The sequence below is a fragment of the Mesorhizobium sp. M1D.F.Ca.ET.231.01.1.1 genome, assembly GCF_003999155.2.
Lineage (GTDB): Bacteria > Pseudomonadota > Alphaproteobacteria > Rhizobiales > Rhizobiaceae > Mesorhizobium.
The window spans coordinates 35,043-53,587 of record NZ_RZOZ02000004.1; the positions used below are offsets into that span (position 1 = coordinate 35,043).

13 protein-coding genes, 1 tRNA gene and 2 rRNA genes (1 of these 16 only partly in view) are annotated in these 18,545 nt (G+C 58.7%); 7 read left to right on the forward strand and 9 right to left on the reverse strand.

The window, feature by feature from the left end; genetic code table 11:
• The 4 genes from EN874_RS12740 to EN874_RS12755 all read left to right on the forward strand — a co-directional run.
• A 23S ribosomal RNA gene (locus tag EN874_RS12740) occupies positions 1-2,247 on the forward strand; it begins 620 nt to the left of the window's first position.
• Positions 2,248-2,505: 258 nt separating this feature from the next.
• Positions 2,506-2,620 (forward strand): 5S ribosomal RNA (gene rrf, locus EN874_RS12745).
• Between the two features lie 217 nt (positions 2,621-2,837).
• Positions 2,838-2,914, forward strand: a tRNA-Met gene (locus tag EN874_RS12750).
• Between the two features lie 424 nt (positions 2,915-3,338).
• Positions 3,339-3,527, forward strand: coding sequence for a hypothetical protein (locus EN874_RS12755; protein ID WP_127425052.1), 189 nt, complete (start codon positions 3,339-3,341; stop codon positions 3,525-3,527).
• A 491-nt stretch (positions 3,528-4,018) separates the two neighbouring features.
• On the opposite strand, the gene EN874_RS12765 is transcribed toward EN874_RS12755, so the two are convergent.
• The gene (locus tag EN874_RS12765) at positions 4,019-6,064 is read right to left on the reverse strand and encodes a family 16 glycosylhydrolase (protein WP_168247465.1); all 2,046 of its coding nucleotides are present in this window, start codon (positions 6,062-6,064) and stop codon (positions 4,019-4,021) included.
• A gap of 696 nt (positions 6,065-6,760) precedes the next feature.
• Here EN874_RS12765 and EN874_RS12770 point away from each other — a divergent pair.
• The 3 genes from EN874_RS12770 to EN874_RS12780 are packed head-to-tail and all read left to right on the forward strand — an operon-like array spanning position 6,761 to position 9,964.
• The gene (locus EN874_RS12770; protein WP_168247466.1) at positions 6,761-7,672 is read left to right on the forward strand and encodes an ABC transporter permease; all 912 of its coding nucleotides are present in this window, start codon (positions 6,761-6,763) and stop codon (positions 7,670-7,672) included.
• A gap of 3 nt (positions 7,673-7,675) precedes the next feature.
• Positions 7,676-8,908, forward strand: coding sequence for an ABC transporter ATP-binding protein (locus tag EN874_RS12775; RefSeq protein ID WP_127425056.1), 1,233 nt, complete (start codon positions 7,676-7,678; stop codon positions 8,906-8,908).
• 12 nt (positions 8,909-8,920) lie between these two features.
• Complete coding sequence (locus EN874_RS12780) at positions 8,921-9,964, forward strand: polysaccharide pyruvyl transferase family protein (protein ID WP_127425057.1); 1,044 nt, start codon at positions 8,921-8,923, stop codon at positions 9,962-9,964.
• 42 nt (positions 9,965-10,006) lie between these two features.
• Here EN874_RS12780 and EN874_RS12785 read toward each other — a convergent pair whose 3' ends face one another.
• The 8 genes from EN874_RS12785 to EN874_RS12820 are packed head-to-tail and all read right to left on the reverse strand — an operon-like array spanning position 10,007 to position 18,491.
• A complete protein-coding gene (locus tag EN874_RS12785; RefSeq protein ID WP_168247467.1) occupies positions 10,007-10,972 on the reverse strand; it encodes a glycosyltransferase in 966 nt (321 codons plus the stop codon).
• Positions 10,951-11,847: a glycosyltransferase family A protein gene (locus EN874_RS12790; protein ID WP_127425059.1), complete on the reverse strand. Its 897-nt coding sequence runs from the start codon at positions 11,845-11,847 to the stop codon at positions 10,951-10,953. Before EN874_RS12790 ends, EN874_RS12785 begins: the two co-directional genes overlap by 22 nt.
• Positions 11,840-12,841, reverse strand: a complete 1,002-nt coding sequence (locus EN874_RS12795) for a polysaccharide deacetylase family protein (RefSeq protein ID WP_127425060.1) — start codon at positions 12,839-12,841, stop codon at positions 11,840-11,842. Before EN874_RS12795 ends, EN874_RS12790 begins: the two co-directional genes overlap by 8 nt.
• Entirely contained in the window at positions 12,838-14,400 is a 1,563-nt protein-coding gene (locus EN874_RS12800; RefSeq protein WP_168247468.1) for a glycosyltransferase, read from the reverse strand. Before EN874_RS12800 ends, EN874_RS12795 begins: the two co-directional genes overlap by 4 nt.
• Positions 14,397-15,494, reverse strand: a complete 1,098-nt coding sequence (locus EN874_RS12805; RefSeq protein WP_168247469.1) for an NAD-dependent epimerase/dehydratase family protein — start codon at positions 15,492-15,494, stop codon at positions 14,397-14,399. Before EN874_RS12805 ends, EN874_RS12800 begins: the two co-directional genes overlap by 4 nt.
• The gene (locus EN874_RS12810) at positions 15,491-16,591 is read right to left on the reverse strand and encodes a Gfo/Idh/MocA family oxidoreductase (protein ID WP_168247470.1); all 1,101 of its coding nucleotides are present in this window, start codon (positions 16,589-16,591) and stop codon (positions 15,491-15,493) included. The genes EN874_RS12805 and EN874_RS12810 overlap by 4 nt, the downstream gene beginning before the upstream one ends.
• The gene (locus tag EN874_RS12815; RefSeq protein WP_168247471.1) at positions 16,579-17,562 is read right to left on the reverse strand and encodes a glycosyltransferase; all 984 of its coding nucleotides are present in this window, start codon (positions 17,560-17,562) and stop codon (positions 16,579-16,581) included. Before EN874_RS12815 ends, EN874_RS12810 begins: the two co-directional genes overlap by 13 nt.
• Positions 17,559-18,491, reverse strand: a complete 933-nt coding sequence (locus EN874_RS12820) for a glycosyltransferase (RefSeq protein WP_168247472.1) — start codon at positions 18,489-18,491, stop codon at positions 17,559-17,561. Before EN874_RS12820 ends, EN874_RS12815 begins: the two co-directional genes overlap by 4 nt.
• Positions 18,492-18,545: the final 54 nt, after the last annotated feature.

Sequence of the window (18,545 nt, forward strand, 5' to 3'; positions counted from 1 at the left end):
GATTTTGCCATCAAGAGCGCAAGCGCTTTGATGGGCGGGTGACCACGTACCTTTTGTATAATGGGTCAGCGACTTAGTGTGACGAGCAAGCTTAAACCGGTAGGTGTAGGCGCAGCGAAAGCGAGTCTGAACAGGGCGTTCAGTTCGTCGCATTAGACCCGAAACCGAGTGATCTAGCCATGAGCAGGCTGAAGGTAAGGTAACACTTACTGGAGGGCCGAACCCATAACTGTTGCAATAGTTCGGGATGACTTGTGGCTAGGGGTGAAAGGCCAATCAAACTCGGAAATAGCTGGTTCTCCGCGAAATCTATTTAGGTAGAGCGTCGACCGAATACCCCAGGGGGTAGAGCACTGGATGGGCTAGGGGTCCTCACCGGATTACCAAACCTAACCAAACTCCGAATACCTGGGAGTACTAGTCGGCAGACACACGGCGGGTGCTAACGTCCGTCGTGAAAAGGGAAACAACCCTGACCTACAGCTAAGGTCCCCAAGTTATGGCTAAGTGGGAAAGGATGTGAGGATCCCAAAACAACCAGGATGTTGGCTTAGAAGCAGCCATCATTTAAAGAAAGCGTAACAGCTCACTGGTCTAAATAAGGGTCTTTGCGCCGAAAATGTAACGGGGCTAAAGCCATACACCGAAGCTTAGGGTTCGTGAGCAATCACGAGCGGTAGCGGAGCGTTCTGTAAGCTGATGAAGCCGTACCCGTGAGGGGCGGTGGAGGTATCAGAAGTGCGAATGCTGACATGAGTAACGTAAGGGGAGTGAGAGACTCCCCCGCCGAAAGACCAAGGGTTCCTGCTTAAAGTTAATCTGAGCAGGGTTAGCCGGCCCCTAAGACGAGGCGGAAACGCGTAGTCGATGGGAACCACGTTAATATTCGTGGGCCTGGAGGTAGTGACGGATCACACAAGTTGTCCAATCTTATCGGATTGAAAGGGCAGCGGAGTGGTTCCAGGAAATAGCTCCTCCTTATAGACCGTACCCGAAACCGACACTGGTGGTCTGGTAGAGTATACCAAGGCGCTTGAGAGAACTATGCTGAAGGAACTCGGCAAATTGCACGCGTAACTTCGGAAGAAGCGTGACCCTTTTCTGCGCAAGCAGAGGAGGGTGGCACAGACCAGGGGGTAGCGACTGTTTATCAAAAACACAGGGCTCTGCGAAGCCGCAAGGCGACGTATAGGGTCTGACGCCTGCCCGGTGCTGGAAGGTTAAGAGGAGGGGTGCAAGCTCTGAATCGAAGCCCCAGTAAACGGCGGCCGTAACTATAACGGTCCTAAGGTAGCGAAATTCCTTGTCGGGTAAGTTCCGACCTGCACGAATGGCGTAACGACTTCCCCGCTGTCTCCAGCATAGACTCAGTGAAATTGAATTCCCCGTGAAGATGCGGGGTTCCTGCGGTTAGACGGAAAGACCCCGTGCACCTTTACTATAGCTTTACATTGGCATTCGTAGTGGCATGTGTAGGATAGGTGGTAGGCTTTGAAGCCTGGGCGCCAGCTCAGGTGGAGCCACCCTTGAAATACCACCCTTATTACTATGGATGTCTAACCGCGGCCCGTTATCCGGGTCCGGGACAATGTATGGTGGGTAGTTTGACTGGGGCGGTCGCCTCCTAAAGAGTAACGGAGGCGCGCGATGGTGGGCTCAGAACGGTCGGAAATCGTTCGCTGAGTGCAATGGCATAAGCCTGCCTGACTGCGAGACTGACAAGTCGAGCAGAGACGAAAGTCGGTCATAGTGATCCGGTGGTCCCGCGTGGAAGGGCCATCGCTCAACGGATAAAAGGTACGCCGGGGATAACAGGCTGATGACCCCCAAGAGTCCATATCGACGGGGTTGTTTGGCACCTCGATGTCGACTCATCGCATCCTGGGGCTGGAGCAGGTCCCAAGGGTATGGCTGTTCGCCATTTAAAGCGGTACGTGAGTTGGGTTCAGAACGTCGTGAGACAGTTCGGTCCCTATCTGCCGTGGGTGTAGGAATATTGAAAGGATCTGTCCCTAGTACGAGAGGACCGGGATGGACGGATCTCTGGTGGACCTGTTGTGGCGCCAGCCGCATTGCAGGGTAGCTATATCCGGACGGGATAACCGCTGAAGGCATCTAAGCGGGAAACCCACCTTGAAACGAGTATTCCCTGAGAACCGTGGAAGACGACCACGTTGATAGGCCGGGTGTGGAAGAGCGGCAACGCTTGAAGCTTACCGGTACTAATAGTTCGATCGGCTTGATCGTTCTCATTCCTAATATCCATCTTGTTCTCACTCACGCTTGTTCCGCCCTTCGGGCGGCGCTACGTGGGTGCGGCGCATCGGCGCCGACGGCCGGTCGACCTTGCGAAGCTTCGCTTCGAAGGGCGCCAGACCGAAAGAACAACCAAGGCACAAAGGCGACGATCCTCGGATCGCGCTGCGACGATCCTTTGGATCGCGCTGCGACGATCCTTTGGATCGCGCTTGAACAGCTTCTCGATTTGAACGTGCGTTTTGCCGACCTGGTGGTTATGGCGGAGCGGCTGCACCCGATCCCATTCCGAACTCGGCCGTGAAACGCTCCAGCGCTGATGGTACTTCGTCTCAAGACGCGGGAGAGTAGGTCGCTGCCAGGTCTGCCAAGCGCACGTTCATCTCACATCCGGATCAAGCGGATCCGGATGGAAATCTTCTCCCTACGATTATTGTGATGCATGTCGTAGTCCCAAAACCGCCAGGCACTTTTGGGCGACATGCATAAGGCCCGCCAAACGGGATCATGGGCCGCGCAAGCGGCCCTTTCATTTGGCGGTCTCTTGAAATCGGTAAGCTCAAGCTTACCTCTATCGTTGACGCGGGGTGGAGCAGCCCGGTAGCTCGTCAGGCTCATAACCTGAAGGTCACAGGTTCAAATCCTGTCCCCGCAACCAATTTTGTCATAAATCAATTACCGCCTCGGTCTAACCGGGGCGGTTTTTTGCGTTTAAAAGGACCGTCGCCTGGGGTGTCTAATTAGTCTGGGGTTCTTGGAAGCTTTTCGAACTTTCTGGGTCGCGCCTCAGCCCGAATTGCGGGTGATTATGGATAAAGCGGAACGGTAGATTCGGCTTTATGAGAAGTTGGGAGGCATTGAGCTGTGGAGGCAGCTTCGCGCACTAATCTCGGCCGTAGAGCTCGACTTCGTAGGTTCCTGAAAGCAGACCTTGCCGGCGATCACGCTGGGTCTCGTGGCTGAACAGCCGGGCTCCTGACGCAGTGGTCAGGTTTGGGTCCCAAAGTGCCGCTCGCCTCTGTGAACGGGGATCGAGTTTCACAGCCTTGGCTGCGACTGTGCCGCAAGCGCCGGCTCGCGTGATGGCAGGTTTGTTCGGCGCCTGGCTTGCGCTGGCTCTGTATGCCGCGACCCGCTGGAGCTGCAATCCAGACGCCGATTACCTTCCCGCCGTCACGTGGCAAGCGGGCCCGCCCGGCACCGCCATCAAAGTCATCAATACCGGCATTCTCACAATGAATTGGCCGCTTTTGGAAAGGCAACGAAAATAAACGAAACAAAGTGATGACTGCGAGGAATGAATGGCGGCGGAAACGACAACAAAGGACATGCAATGGATACAGGCGATCCGCGTTGACAGCCTTCCCGTCGGTGACGCGACGCGCATAGAGCACAGCGGAGCGTGCATCGCCATCTTCAATCTCGGCGGCAGATTTACGCGACCGCCGGCGTCTGCACGCACGCACATGCCTTTCTTTCAGAGGGCTACATCGATGGCCAGACGATCGAATGCCCGCTGCATCAGGGACTGTTCCATATCCCAACGGGCACGCCGCTTTCGCCGCCGGTCACCGAGCGGCTGAAGACTTACGAAACCAAGGTGGCGGACGGCTACGTCCACATCCTGGTGCAAGGAGGAGACTACTCTAGAGCAGCGCTCGAAAAAGTGGTCACCGGCTTTTCGAACAAAGCGATGCGCAAACAAGAAGCCTACAGCGGTGCGCGTGATCTCGTTTTCACCCGCACCGCTGTAGGCGCCGGATCAGATCACGAAAAAATCGTCGGCGAGCAGCGTCGGCCAGTTCGTCAGCGTCGCGAGCTGTGTCACGCCACCTGCTGCAATTCCGTTGGAATCGTAGGACAACTCACCCGTAACCTTGTTATAGATGATGTGGTCGTCGGCGTCGTGGGCGCTGGTTCCAGCGAAGAAGTACTCTGGGTCGAGGGCTCCGGTGGCTCCAAGCGCCTGCATTACCGAATTCTGGAGCATGAATGTATCGGCCGTATGGTTGAAATCCGTGATAATGTCGCGGTTGGCCACTGAGAGCGGCGCGCTGAAAACGAAGGAATCGTTGCCGGCGCCACCAGTAAGCTGGTCAATACCCAGGCCGCCCGTTAGTGCATCGTTGCCACCCCGCCCAAGCACGGTATCATTGCCTCGGCCGCCGTCCAGTTTATTGTCGCTGTCGTTGCCGTCGAGCACGTTGTCGAGGGAATTTCCCGTGGCTCCGACGTTGGCGTTTCCGGTCAGACGCAGATTTTCTACCAGCCGGCCGTCGGCCGCCAGTGAGTACGTGACCGAGCTGAAAATCTGGTCGAGGCCCGCTTCGTCGACGACGTTGTCCAGTACATTGTCCACATAATAGGTATCGTTGCCGGAACCGCCATTCAACAGGTCGGCCCCGGTCCCGCCATCGAGCCGGTCCGCCCCATCATAGCCAAATAACCGGTTGTTCCCATTGTTTCCGGTCAGCTCGTTGTCGGAAGAATTGCCTTGGGCGTTGATGTTGGCGAGGTCCATGAGAGTCAGATTTTCGACATGGCTGGGCAGTGAATAGGTGATCGAGCTGAATACCTGGTCGCTGCCCGCCGCGTCGCCCTCGACCACGCGGTCGAGCGCATTGTCAACATAGTAGGTATCGTTGCCGGCGCCGCCCTCCATCTTGTCGATTCCGACTCCGCCGTCGAGCCGATCGGCTCCGGCGCCGCCCAGCAGGGCGTCGTCGCCAGACAAACCGGAGAGCAGGTTCCTGCCGGCGTTGCCGACCAGCGCGTTGTCGAGTTCGTTACCCATCGCGTCGATGTCGGCAACGCCGGTGAGCGTGAGCTGCTCTATTTGCTGGCTGGACAGCGAATACGTCATCGAGGTGATGACCAGATCGATGCCGGCGCCGGCAGACTCAATGACTACGTCGAATGCGTTGTCGACGCGGTAGGTATCGTTGCCGAGACCGCCGGACATTTTGTCGGCACCAGCTCCCCCGTCCAGAACGTCATCAAAATTGCCGCCGTTCAGGACATCCGCCGCATCCGTCCCGGTCAGGTGCTGCTCCATCACGTCCGGCGCGGCATAGGCGCGCACGTAGTCGACGACCATCTTGTACGTGCCGGACGCCTGCTCGACCTCTTTGGGATTCATGGCCAGCGAGACCAGCATATAAAGTGGCGTGCGGAAGGACTCGCTCATTGGAAAGCGACTCAGCTCCTTGCCGTCATAGTACACAGTGATCCAGTCCGTCGTGATCCTCGCGCCGTAGGTGTGAAACGCCCCGTCAAACATCGAACCGGCGAGGCCCGTATAGTTGCCTTTCGAAGCGTGGCTTTCCTTATTGCTCAAATGCACCGCCTGGTGATGACCATCGGGATCGCCGCCATACGCTTCAACGATGTCGACCTCGACGCGTGGCACAGTCTGATCGGGCGACAGCATCCAGAAAGCCGGCCAGGCTCCCGCCCCGCCGTCAAAGGCGGCGCGCATCTCGAAGTACCCGTACTCTTGCGCGAAACCTTGGCCGGCGCTGTTGACCGTTTGCATCGTTCCCGACTGCCAGCCGCCGTCCACCTGCTTCATGGTAATGGTCAGCTGCCCGTCAGAGACGGAGAACGGGTTCGTTGCTCCCTCCGGCGACATGAACGTGGCGGCCCCATAGGGGGCATGCACAGGCGCGAACCACTTGCCGGTGCCGTTGTTCGGCACGACATCCATTGTGTTGAACTCGTCGGAAAAGGAGAGCTTGAAACTGGAGAGGTTCAGCTCCGATCCTTTGTACTGTCCGGTCCAATCGCCAGGAAGAGCAATCGCAGCCATTGATGGGGTCCTCGTTCTCGCAACATTTTCGCGGTTGACCCCCCACCAAGGCTTAATCGTGTAGTGGACACCCATTCCGCCGCAAATGGGGTCAGTACGTCATAGGACTCCTCCAAGGATATTCCCAGGACTTGCAATGTTCGTCCTAAGGCGACCTTCACCGTAGGCATACGTTTGTCAACATTTGTTTAATTCGATATTCGACTGTGGCGGAGGCGGCCTTCAGTCGGGGTATCAAGAGGCTCACGGGCGTCTCGCCAATGGGGTGGCGCGACGGTCGGCGCAGATAGCATGGCCGAACGTCCGTTTTCTCAATCCGATTCGGACCTGCAATCTCGCCTCCGGAATGACCATTAGGGGTCAGGTCACGACGATGCCCCAGCCGGCCTGAATGTCGGCTCTTGAAGATCCACAGTTCAAAACTGCCGGTCAGCTTCCGGCCCCAAAGGCGACATCCGACATTTGCTCTGCAAAGTCCGTTTCTGGCGCCTCTGCGATGTTCGCTGGCACCCCAAGGTGGCAGGCTCCATCGCGCTGTCCGCAGCAGTCGACAACCAAAACAACAGGGAATGCGCGCACGCAGCAGACATCGCGTTTCAGAAACGTTCCGACAAAGATGTCGACGCTGCGGGCCGGGGCTGATCGGCCGCGTGGCGAGGAAGACTTACGGCACGCGTGACTGCAGGGCCGAAAGTCTTGATTGCACTGCGCACAAAAGTAGGCGTCTATGGGCCGTCAAGGAAAGAAGGACGCGCCACCGCAGTGTTGGTACCGACAGACCTGCAACCTGCAGCTGTTGAGACAGTGATCGATCCGTCCCGCAGGCGGCGGCTGATCGACCCTTCCGAGCTTTGGCGATATCGGGAGGTTGTGTTCTTCCTGGCCTGGCGCGATTTCAAGGTTAAATACCGCCAGACTTATCTGGGTGTGCTTTGGGCAATGTTGCAGCCGCTCGTTGCCATGTCGGTCTTTAGCGTCTTCTTTGGCCGACTCGTAGGCATCTCATCAAATGGCGCGCCATACCCACTGTTTGTACTGTGTGGGCTCGTGCCATGGAATTTTTTTTCGCGAGCGGTTGGCAGCATGACGGTCAGTCTTGTCAGCAACCAGGAACTGGTTAGCCGCGTCTATTTCCCGCGTCTGATCATCCCCATGTCCGCTATGGCCACGTGCCTGACTGATATGATAGTCGGCCTCGCTCTTTTGTTCGCCGCGCTGCTTGCATTTGGAAGCTGGCCGGCACCGCAGGTGTTCTTCCTGCCATTGTTCGTGCTCGTCATGGCAGCGTCGGCGACGGGGCTTGGAGTGGCACTATCTGCGATCAATGTCCGCTTTCGCGATGTGGCGTATCTCGTGCCATTCAGCCTCCAGATCGTTCTGTTCATGACCCCTGTTGTCTATCCGGGCAATCTCGTGCCCCAATTCTGGCGGCCGCTCTACAGCCTGAACCCTATGGTCGGGATAGTCGAAGCCGTGCGCTGGAGCGTGCTGGGCACGCCCGCCGATTGGGTAATGATCTCGATATCGACCCTCTCCTCACTGGCCCTTCTCGTTGCCGGACTGGCTATTTTCTCAAAGTCCGAACGCGCGTTTCCGGATCTGATCTAAGCAATGACCGACACAGTGATTCAAGCCACCAATATCTCCAAGGCCTATAGACTGGGCGTGGCGAACGACAGCTTCCCTACCCTGCGGGACGCGCTGGCCAGCGGCGCGAGGCGAGGCCTTCGCTGGAGGCCCGATTTGGCCCGGCGCAACGGTGGAGACGAACGGTTCTGGGCCTTGAGGGACGTCTCCTTCGAGGTGCGCGCAGGCGAAGTCCTTGCCGTGATCGGACCCAACGGCGCGGGAAAGAGCACCATCCTCAAGATACTGGCCCGGATTGTGGAGCCGACTTCCGGTCGCGTCACAATACGCGGACGGCTGGGAGCTTTGCTGGAAGTCGGCACGGGGTTCCATGCGGAGTTGACCGGCCGCGAGAACATCTATCTTAACGGAGCGATACTCGGCATGCGGCGCGCCGAGATTGCCGCCAAACTCCACGAAATCGTGGACTTCTCCGGCGTGGAGCAGTTTCTCGACACGCCTGTGAAGCGCTATTCCAGCGGCATGTACTTGCGGCTCGCCTTTGCCGTGGCGGCGCATGTCGAGCCCGACATCCTTGTCGTAGACGAGGTGTTGGCGGTCGGCGATGCGGCATTCCAGAAGAAGTGCATCGGCAAGGTGGGGCAGATCGCGCGGACTGGCCGCACGGTCGTCTTCGTCAGCCACCAGTTGTCCGTGGTCCAGAAACTCTGCAACCGGGCGATCCTTATCGGCGACGGCACGATCAAGGCAGACGGCCCCACTGCAAAAGTGATCGAAACTTACCTTGGGATGATCACGGACCAGGCCGTAGAGGATCTCGCCATCCGCGCGGTCCGCTCCGGTCGCGGGCAGGTTCGTTTGACTGCGATCGAGATCGAAGGCGATGCGGGCGCCTTGACCTCCGGCCAGCGCGCTTGGTTTCGCTTTCGTGCCGCTGGCGACCAGTCGCTGGTCGATTGTTCTTTCACAATCTACGACGAGTTCGGTGTTGCCGTAACCTCATTCGACTCAGCCGAGCATTCTGACGGCGAGCTCGTCGGCGACAGTTTTGTCTGCGAGTTCCAATCCTTCCTGCTGCGTCCCGGCCGCTATCGCATCAATGCCGCGCTGACATCGCGGGAGGGTGTGCTTGAGGATCACGTCGAGGGTGCGGCGACTTTCGATGTGCAGTCGGGCGTCCTCGGCGGGCGACTGGTCAATGCAGAACCAGGGTACGGTAGCATGACGATGCCCCACCACTGGACCAGGGGAGCGTAGACCGGGATATCGATGAAGATACTGGTGGCCGGCTGGTTCAGTTTCGCACGCGGGCATGCAACGGCCGGTGACCTGTTGTCGCGCGACGTTCTTTGCCGATGGCTCGACGAACGATCCATCGCCTACAATCTGGCGACCGATCCGCCCTTTGCCGGGGGCTTGAACTGGCGACTGGTCGATCCTGGCGACTATTCCCACGTGATCTTCGTTTGCGGTCCGTTTGGCCGCGGCGAATTTGAAGCGGAATTTCTCGGGCATTTCGCGAGATGCCGGCTTATCGGGCTGAACTTGTCGATGGACCTCCCGTTGGATGAATGGAACCCGTTCGATCTGCTGATCGAGCGTGACAGTTCAGCTGGAACCAATCCGGATATAGTCTTCGCCGCGCGGCAGGAACTCCCTCCGGTCGTCGGCGTCTGCTTCGTCGAGGAGCATCCGGGCGCCGAAGTCGCTCGCGCCAACGCGGCGATCGCGAAACTGATCGCAGTTCGCGAACTCGCTGTCGTTGGCATCGACACGCGTCTCGATGTCAATGAGGGTGGTCTGCGCACCCCCGGAGAAGTCGAAGCGCTGATCGCGCGGGTAGACGTCCTTATTACGACGCGCCTGCACGGCCTCGTCCTTGCCCTGAAGAACGGGGTGCCCGCACTTGCAATCGATACGGTGCCGGGCAGTGGCAAGATCACCAAGCAATGCACACGGGTAGGGTGGCCAAGCGTGCTCACGCTGGACCAGATCGACGAGCGGCAATTAGCGCAGGCGCTGGATTTCGCCTTGAGCCCCGAGGCAAGGCGGTTGGCCCGAGCGTGCGCGTCGGGCACCGAGAATCTCCTGCTTCAAACCCGCGAGCGGCTGTTGAACAGCTTGGCTTCTGACCAGGTCGAGGCCTCGTTCCGCTCCCGTCAATTGCCCCAGCAAATGGAAGCGTTCAGGGCCGGCCTTCAGCCAGTCGGCGATTTGCCAGCCGAACGGAACGATGTAGAGACGCCGAGCATGGCCAAGTCGTGGAGAAGCAGGGTTGTCCGGGGAGCTTTCACCATGCTTCGTCGTGGATGAATGAGCCTCGGGGCGATCGCTGACGCACTCACCACTTGGCGGTCACGATCTGCTTGCGGTCCCGTTCATCAACCGGTAGAGGCGAGCAAGTTTTCGTGCAAAGCGATGACGAAGCCGTGCGAGCCGCATTGCGGCTTTCAATGACAACCGATCGGCCTTGTTTCGAAGGGTCGGCTCGCGGGTGTAAGGCGATCGCGCGAGGCGAATTGCGCGATCGAGCTTCGGGTTCCTTATGCCGCTTTTGACAACGTATTCGGCGAGCCAGTCGAGAAAGGGTGCGCGGGCCGGATGCGAGCCCATGCCGTCATAAAGGCCACGCTTGGCCGCATCCGCCGACACCGAGCCGGAGTGCTGCCGGTAACTTGAAAGACAGATTGGTGTGACATAGGCCGGGTAGCGCAAAAGCAGCTTAACCCACAGCACCTGGTCCTCGTAGAGTCGGAACTGTTCCTCAAAGCCGGCGACAAGTTCGATGGCACTCCGGCGCACCAACACGGAACAGGTACAGGGGACGTGGCCGTCCTGCATCAGCAGGAGTCGGCTCAATAGGTGCGGGGGTTGATGCAAACGTCCGGCGAGCCCGTCCGTCGGCTCGATCCAGTCGGGGCGCTCACCGTCTGGATACCACCATCTGGTTGGCCCGAAGATCATTGCGGCTTCCGGGTTGGCATCAGCAGCGGCCAGGACCGTCTCGAGCATCCGCGGTTCGTACAGATCGTCTGCATCCAGGAAGGCGAGCATATCTCCGCTGCCGGCCGCTATTCCGGCATTCCTCGCTGCCGCCGCGCCACGCTTGGATCCGGGAGGCCTGTTCAATACCTTGATCCGAGGATCGGTTGCTACAACGTCATTGGCGATCCTTACACTGTCATCCGTCGAGCCATCGTCGACCAGCAAAAGTTCCCAGTCCGCAACTGTCTGGGCTTGGACGCTAGAGATCGCTTCGCCCAGAAATGCCTCCGCATTGAGGAAGGGGGTTATGATCGTCACTCGCGGCAGGGAAGCCATTGCCGAAGCCATCTCTTGATACTTCGCTCGCTCACCTTGCGGGTCTCGCGCGCAAGCGCTTTCCAGATTGCTGCACGAATGCGGAAAGAGGCGCCCCTATCCGCCATCGTGCGATTTAGCCATTTGAGAAACGTGATACGCGCGGCCCCCTCGGTGCCTGCCTCTGCGCAAGCAACAGAGCAACTTTCAGAATGCTGGCGGTATTTTGCCCAGGCCCGGCCGGACACATACGCGGGCGCGAATGCGAGCGCCTTGGCAAAGAACGTCTGGTCCTCGAACATCAAGCGAAAGCTGTTCTCGAACGCCCCAAGCGTTTCGAATAAGCTTGCACGCATCAGGGCATTGCAAGTTGTCGGTGTCTGGACCTCGTTCTGAAGCAGCAGCTCAAACAGCAGGGGCGGCTCGTATCGGGCGTCTGGTTCGACGCCGAGCGGGTAGTAAAAGTCCGCGCGGTCGGCAGCCTCTTGCCAGCTATGCCAGATCAGAGTCCGGCCATAGATCATGCCTAGCGCCGGATCGCTTTCCATAATGGAGACTTGTTCGGAAAGCTTTTCGGGCAGCCATGTATCGTCTGCGTCGAGAAACGCGACATAGGTGCCGCGCGCCTCCGCCAGCCCACGGTTGCGCGAGGCACTGATACCATGATTGCGGTTGTCGTGATGAGACAATAGCCGCACCTTGCCCGGCAGGCGCTGCTCATAGTCGCGTATGATGACGGCTGACTGGTCGGTCGAACCGTCGTCGACAACGAGAAGTTCCCAGTCGGTCAGGCTTTGGCCTATAATGCTGTCAGCCGCTTCCCGGAGGTATCTCTCGCCGTTGAACACGACGATGATTGCCGTGACGCGCGGCTGTCCGGGTGCATTGTCAGCCATGGCACAGTACCCTACGCCGGAAATCAACCTCTCCCCAATCAGCAACCATGAGGCGCGGCAATCGGAAAGGGTCGACTTTGGACCCAACTTCGCGCGGCAGGGTGGTTACCGCATAGTCCATGCCAGCAGATCTTACCGCATTGGCGGTGCTGTCATCAAAGTCTCCAAAGGGGTACGCAAATCCCACCACCCGCCGTCCTGTAATCTCCTCGCATTGTTTGCGGCTGCCAGAGATCTCGCGTTCAAGATCGTCCTGTTTCAGCAGCGGCAAAGATGGATGCGTGCAGGTGTGAGCGCCGATCGAAACGCCATCGGTGTCGGTGAGCTGGCGCAACTCCTGATGCGTCATGGCGCGATCGCTCTTTCGGGGACCGGCGTCGGTTCGGGCCCATCTTGCCAGCCGCTCCAGCGCCTTCTCGCGTTCCTGCACCTGCAACGGCTTCAGCAGTGCGTGCAAGTCGAAATGGAGCCTCGTGCGGTTGACCGCGTTGCCGGATTGCGCGTGCATAGCGTCCCCCGTTACCCGCCAATCATAGTTTCGGCCTGCGAATTCGATTGCCAGACTGTCCGGGAGGGCAGTCGTCTCCAAAATGATGCGAGATAGAATATCCCACCAGAATACCGCCGGATCGGTAATCGCAGTCGTGGTGACGAAGACGGTGGCAAGACAGTTCATCCGTCGCATGATCGGCACCGCATTTTGAAGGACATCCGCATAGCCGTCGTCGAAGGTGATTGCCGCGGCATTTCTCGGCGGCCGTCCGTCGCAAAGCCGTTGCACCAGCCATTGCAGAGGAACGATATCGCGCGTCTCTCCCAGGATTTCGATCTGGCGCGCAAAATTTTGCGGCGAGACTGAAAGTTCCCAAGGGTCGACGAGCGGTTCTCTGATGCGGTGGTACATCAACACCACTGGCCGATTGAAATGGGCAATTAATCGGCTCCACTGCAGGAATTTGCTGGCAGTTTGACGCATCGCGATGGCGCCGCTCATCGCCTGAAAGCTCGCGCGGCGGCTATCACCGGACAATTGGGGTCATGCACGTCGAGCATGGCCGAATCCAGCTCATGTTCTGCCAAGCCGTAGAGAAAGCCCGTAGCCGAATACGGGTTTCCGTAGTGGCTGACTTCGACGTTCTTGGCTCCGAACCTGTCCGACAGAAGCCGGCGCAGCGCGGCAGGCGTTATCGACCAGAACCAACTGTCGCCCCATTCTCCCCGGTCAATCGGACTGACCCAGGGCACTGTGACCAGGAGCACACCCCCCGGCTTCAATATCCGCCACAGGGTTGCAACCGCAGCAGGCATATCGAAAAGGAGGTGCAGGGTCTGGGTGAGCACGATGCAGTCAAAGGCTTCGGACGGCAGACCGTCGCCTTTCGCCAGATCGCCCACGAAGGTGGTCGACGGGTGGCCGTCATAACGGTTCAGAACTTCACTTGTGGTAACCCGGCTGCCTCCAAAACGTATCGTATAGGCATTGTCGCCGATTTCCAGAACCCTTCCGGATATGTTCGACGAACAGGAGGCGAGGAATGTCTCGATATAGCGGCGGTCGACTGGCCTGCCGCGATCAAAACCGAACTCGGAGCTGAAGGGTGCTGTGCGCTGGAGATCACCGAACCAGACAATCGAGCGGTGCCGACTTGACCAGCGCCTGAAGCGACGCCGAAGCATCATGGCGGTCTGCAATGGCGCTACAAGCGAAACGGCAATCGTGTTGCCGAGTTGATCGGCGAGTGAAGAACGCAACCGAAGCGCGGTTGCGACCTGTCTCAATTGCATGTCCGTATAATAGCACTTCCATTTTTCGACACCCTGACGGTGGGCGGCCGCCCAATCCGGATTGGTCTGCGCGATGTCCCGCTGCCGGCGAAGAACCTTCAGCGCCGCGCGCAACATCATCGGATTGTTGTTCGACATATTCGTTGCGTGCCGACGGTAATCCGCCAGGCATTCCGGAGTGCAGGCCACCTTGTTCGCCCGAGATAGCCGAAGGTAAACGTCGTAGTCCTCGCAAGCCCGAAGTGACCGGTCAAATCCGCCGGCAGCTTCCAATGTCCTGCGGCGATAGAGTACCGTCGCGTGCATTCCAATCAGGTTGTCGGTCAGGAACCCCGCATAGGGGTCCTGGCCCGCCGGCCTCAGCGGCACATTATTCCTGATTGCACCGGTCTCGTCGATGTCGCGGAAGGCGCCGTAGACAAACGCGTAATTCGGATTGTCGCGAAACAAGGCAAGATTGGTGGCGAGCGCCATCGGGCGCAGCCTGTCGTCGGCATCCAGGAAGGCAATGAATTCGCCGCAGGCTGCCGTCATCCCCGTGTTACGTGCAGCGGCCAAACCTTGGTTTTTTTGGCGGATGTAGCGGACGTCGTCATATTGACGAACAACACTTTCGGGATTGTCCGACGACCCATCGTCCACAACGATGATCTCATCCGGCTTTACGGTCTGATTGCGGACGCTGTCGATGGCTTCGGCAAGGAACCGCGCATGATTGTAGGTTGTGATGACAACTGAAACGCTGACTGCAGCCGGGCTGGTGGTCATCTCTCGCCGACTCCGTTTCGACAGGTCGGGTAGCCGGCAAAGGTCAACCAGCCGACCGAACGCCGACATGCTTCCTCGAAGCTGACAGCCGGCTGATATCCGAGTTCATGTTCAGCCTTGCGCCATGGAAGTTTCGTCCGGCACTGGTGCAAAAGCGCACGCTCCTGCGATACCAGGATCGCTGGGCCCATGATCGTGCCGGTCGCATTTTGTCCTGCCTTCTGCCACTCGGCAAAGCCTGCCTTCAGTCCGCTGCGAACAGGTCTTGGCAGGCTTCGGACAAGCCGCCGATATCCTTGGCTTTCCTTCAGCCTTTGTTTCCAGCTCGGAGCAAATGACAATGGCGCCGATGCCGAAATCGCGGTCAGGTCGAACCCCAGCGCCTCGGCGATCGGTCGGCAAAGATCTGCCCAACTGATCTCCTCCCGGTCTCCGATCAGATAGGTTCGCCCAGACGCCTCGGGCACTTCAATGGCAAGCTTGATCGCCTGAATGACATTGTCGACATAGGCGCTGTTGCAAACACCACGACCACCATCCACCAGGTAGGCGGAACCGTTGATGAGCTCGTCGGCAAAACCACCGGTCCAACTGGAACGTGGACCAAAGACAATTCCGGGCCGCAGCACCACCACCTGCACCGCGCCGTCGCGTGATAGTTGCCCGAGATGGCGTTCGGCATGAACCTTCGCATTGTTGTATTCAATCGGCTGATCGCCATGCAGCGCGCTCATTTCGTCCGTCCCAGGTGCGGGCGATTGGCCATGAACGGAAGCGCTGCTGAGATAGACCAGACGAAGCACGCCGGCAGCGGCGGCTGCACGATAGACGGGCTCGATAGCATCGACGATCGTGCGTGTGTCGCCGGCAACTGCATGTACGACGTACTGACAACCCGCAAAAGCTGCGGTGAGAGCCTGGATATCACGCGCATCCGCCAGCATAGCGTCAATCGCAAAGCGAGACAGACTGGCGAAAGCATCCGGCCTGCGAACGATCGGCCTCACATTCGCCCAGCCGGAAAGATACAGCAACTCTACGGTGCGGCAACCTATGAAGCCGTTGGCGCCAAGCACTGCAACGGTGTTGGTCATTGCTTGGTCCCGGCGCGAGCAGCGACGTTGAGCAATTCTTCCGGACCGAGCCAGGGCATGTCCATCAGTTTCCTTCTGGCATAGCATCCTTCGACCAGATCTAGCACATTGCGGCCAGCACTGGCCGGCACGGAGAGCGGAGCCCCATTTCGGACCGCATCCACCAAGCCCGAGATCTGATCGCAAAATGCATCGACAAAATCGCGCGACGGGCCGTCGGCATTGGTGAAGGAAACGACGCCTGTGGTGCGACTTCCATTCAAGGCGACGTTCACAATCTCGGTCTCATTGACTGTCCATGAAATCGAGCCACGTTCGCCCTCAAGCCGGTACAGATTCGGGCGAGCCCAATCGCGGCTCAACCTGACCGTCGCTTCGAAGCCGCCAAAACGGAGCCGGACAAGGCAGTTCGCCTCGACGCCGCCCATTGCGTCATCGGCGTAGTGGATTTCGTCGGGTTCTCCGAACCACCAGGTCAGGAGGTCAAGGCAATGCGTGCCGATATCTTGAAGGACGCCACCACCGGATTCCGCGCAGCTGAAGTAGGTCGTCGAAGCCACCGGCCACTGGAAGGGGCCGCCCTCAAAACAACTGACGCTTCGTAGGCGTCCGATCAATCCGCCCTCCAGCATCGCCTTTATCGACCGCGTCGCCGGGAACTGCCTTCTGACGAGCCCCGTTGCCACATGAAGATCATTGGCCGCCGCTGCCGCGAGGATGCGATCCGCCTCGGAGCTGCTCGCGGCCAGCGGTTTTTCGCACAGAACATTGACCCCGGCTTTTAACGCCTGTGTCGACTGATCAGCGTGATAAGCAGTTGGCGAAGCGATGATCGCAATATCGGCGTGCATAGCCAAAAGGCCGTCGAAACTGCCTGCAACCTTGGCCGAAGGCAGTCGCGCCTGAAGGAGTGCGGCCTGCTTTGCATCTGGATCGAATATTCCCGCGACGGCAATCTGGCCTCTGCTTTGAAGCCGCGAAAGCGCTTCCGCATAGTAAAGCTTTGTGACGGCGCCGCATCCGGCCAAAACGAGCCGGACCGGTTCATCTTCCCGCATTCCTTCAGGCCGCTGCTCGGTTTCAACTAGGATGGACAATCTTGCCTCTCCGCAACGAGCCGCAGCATACGACCAATTGTCTTGAGTGATGGATCGAAGCGGAACGCTTCGCTCATCTGCGCCAAGCATCCAGCCCAGTCGCCGGCGCCGAACAGTCGCCGCGCAGTTTCGAGGGCGCTTAGCGCATAGGTCCGCCGAGCCGATGCTGCGACATCGTCCGCAAGCTCGGTTGGAAGATAGGTCTTGAAAATATCGATCGCCATTCGCGTGTAGGCCATGTCCTCGGCACTTCGGATATGGCGTCCTGTGTTCGATTGGGGATGCATCCGATAAAGTGCAAGGGCCTGCGGTTCGTACCAGACAGGAAACTGAGAAGCGATGCGGACCCACATCTCCCAGTCTTCACTGCATTTTAGCCGCCGGTCGAACGCGCCGAGTTCTTCGTAGACCGCGCGCCGCACCACGATTGATGGCGTCATGATGTGCTGTTCCAGCGCCAGTCGAATCGCCGCATTCTCGAGCCGTCCGGGGCTTGACTGCATTACGGGCGGGATCGACAGCTCCTGCCCCTGGGCGTCTATGAAGATCGCCCGGCAGAATGCGGCGCCCGTACTCGGGTCCGCATCGAAGCCTCGTCCGAGCAATTCGTAGAAGCCGGGGCGGATGGCGTCGTCGCCGTGCAGGAGATGTACAAGTTCGCCCTGGGCACGATCCAAGCAGGTATGGAAGTTGCCGATATGCCCTAGATTTTGCGGCTGGTGGAAAAAACCAACGCGGTTCCCCCCGATTTCGTTCAAGACCCTCTGCGGGTCATCGGAGGAACAGTCGTCAACCACCTCGATTTGCATTTGAGCCGGGCCGGGGTCCTGCGCCAGCACACTTTCCAGCGTTGCGGCAAGAAAGCTGGCGCAGTTATAGGCGGGGATCATCACCGACCATTTCGGGCGAGCGGCCTCCCGTGGCAACGGCGAGATCGGATCGCGATATTCGAAGTCGCGGACCCTCGTCATCTCTTGTGCACCGAGGACTTGAGCAGATGCAGCCCCAAACTGGCAATGTCGCGTTTGGGCATGCCACGTCCGATGCCACCGCCGCGAAGGCTCCGCAGGAAGCACGATCTGGCGGATGGCAAATCTCCTTCTGCCAGATACCGCATTGACCATTCATAGAAGTAGCGGGAGCAACCGCCACGCGCAGAATTTGCCCCTTGCGTATCCATGACCTGCGCCATGCGACGGTAGAATCCTTCGATCGCATCCAGTTTAAGTCGGCTTGGCAGTGCCGACACCAGTCCGCCCGGATGCAGCCGGTAGACACCTGCTACCTCGTCAACAAAAGCGATATCGGCTGTCTTTGCGCAAAGCACATAGAGCGGCCAGTCAGTAATCGGAAAGAAGTCAGCATACCACGACGGCACGTTTCGAACGCACGCGGTTCGCATCATGCCAGCACAAGTTGCGAAAGGATTGCCTTCCCAGATATCCCGTTGCGAGACGATGGGTTTCTGGTCCGCCGGCGTCCACCGTGTCGATGTGACCTCATCGCCGTCTGCTACGACTGCATTATAGAATATTGCGGAGAGTTCCGGGTGCACGTCGAGATGGGCCGCCTGATCTTTCAGCTTGGTCCTGGATGTCCACAGATCGTCGCCGTCGAGAATCGAGACGTAGCGCCCACGCGCCACCCGGAGTCCTCTTGCGACGACTTCGTTCGATCTCACATTACTGGTGGAAAAGATCGCCGCCAGCCTTTCAGGATGGTCGGAAACATATCGCTCGACAATCTCCCGGGTACCGTCGGTCGAAAAGTCTTCACTGATCAGAATCTCGACACCGAAATCGGCCTCTTGCATGAGAGCGCTGTCGATTGCGGCCGCCACGTAGCGTGCGTGATTGTAAGTGACAATAAGGACAGTCACGCGAGCCGTTGATTCATTCACCTTCCGCTCCGCAATGCAGGCCGCCCGCCTTCTCAATGACGCCGACAATTGCCA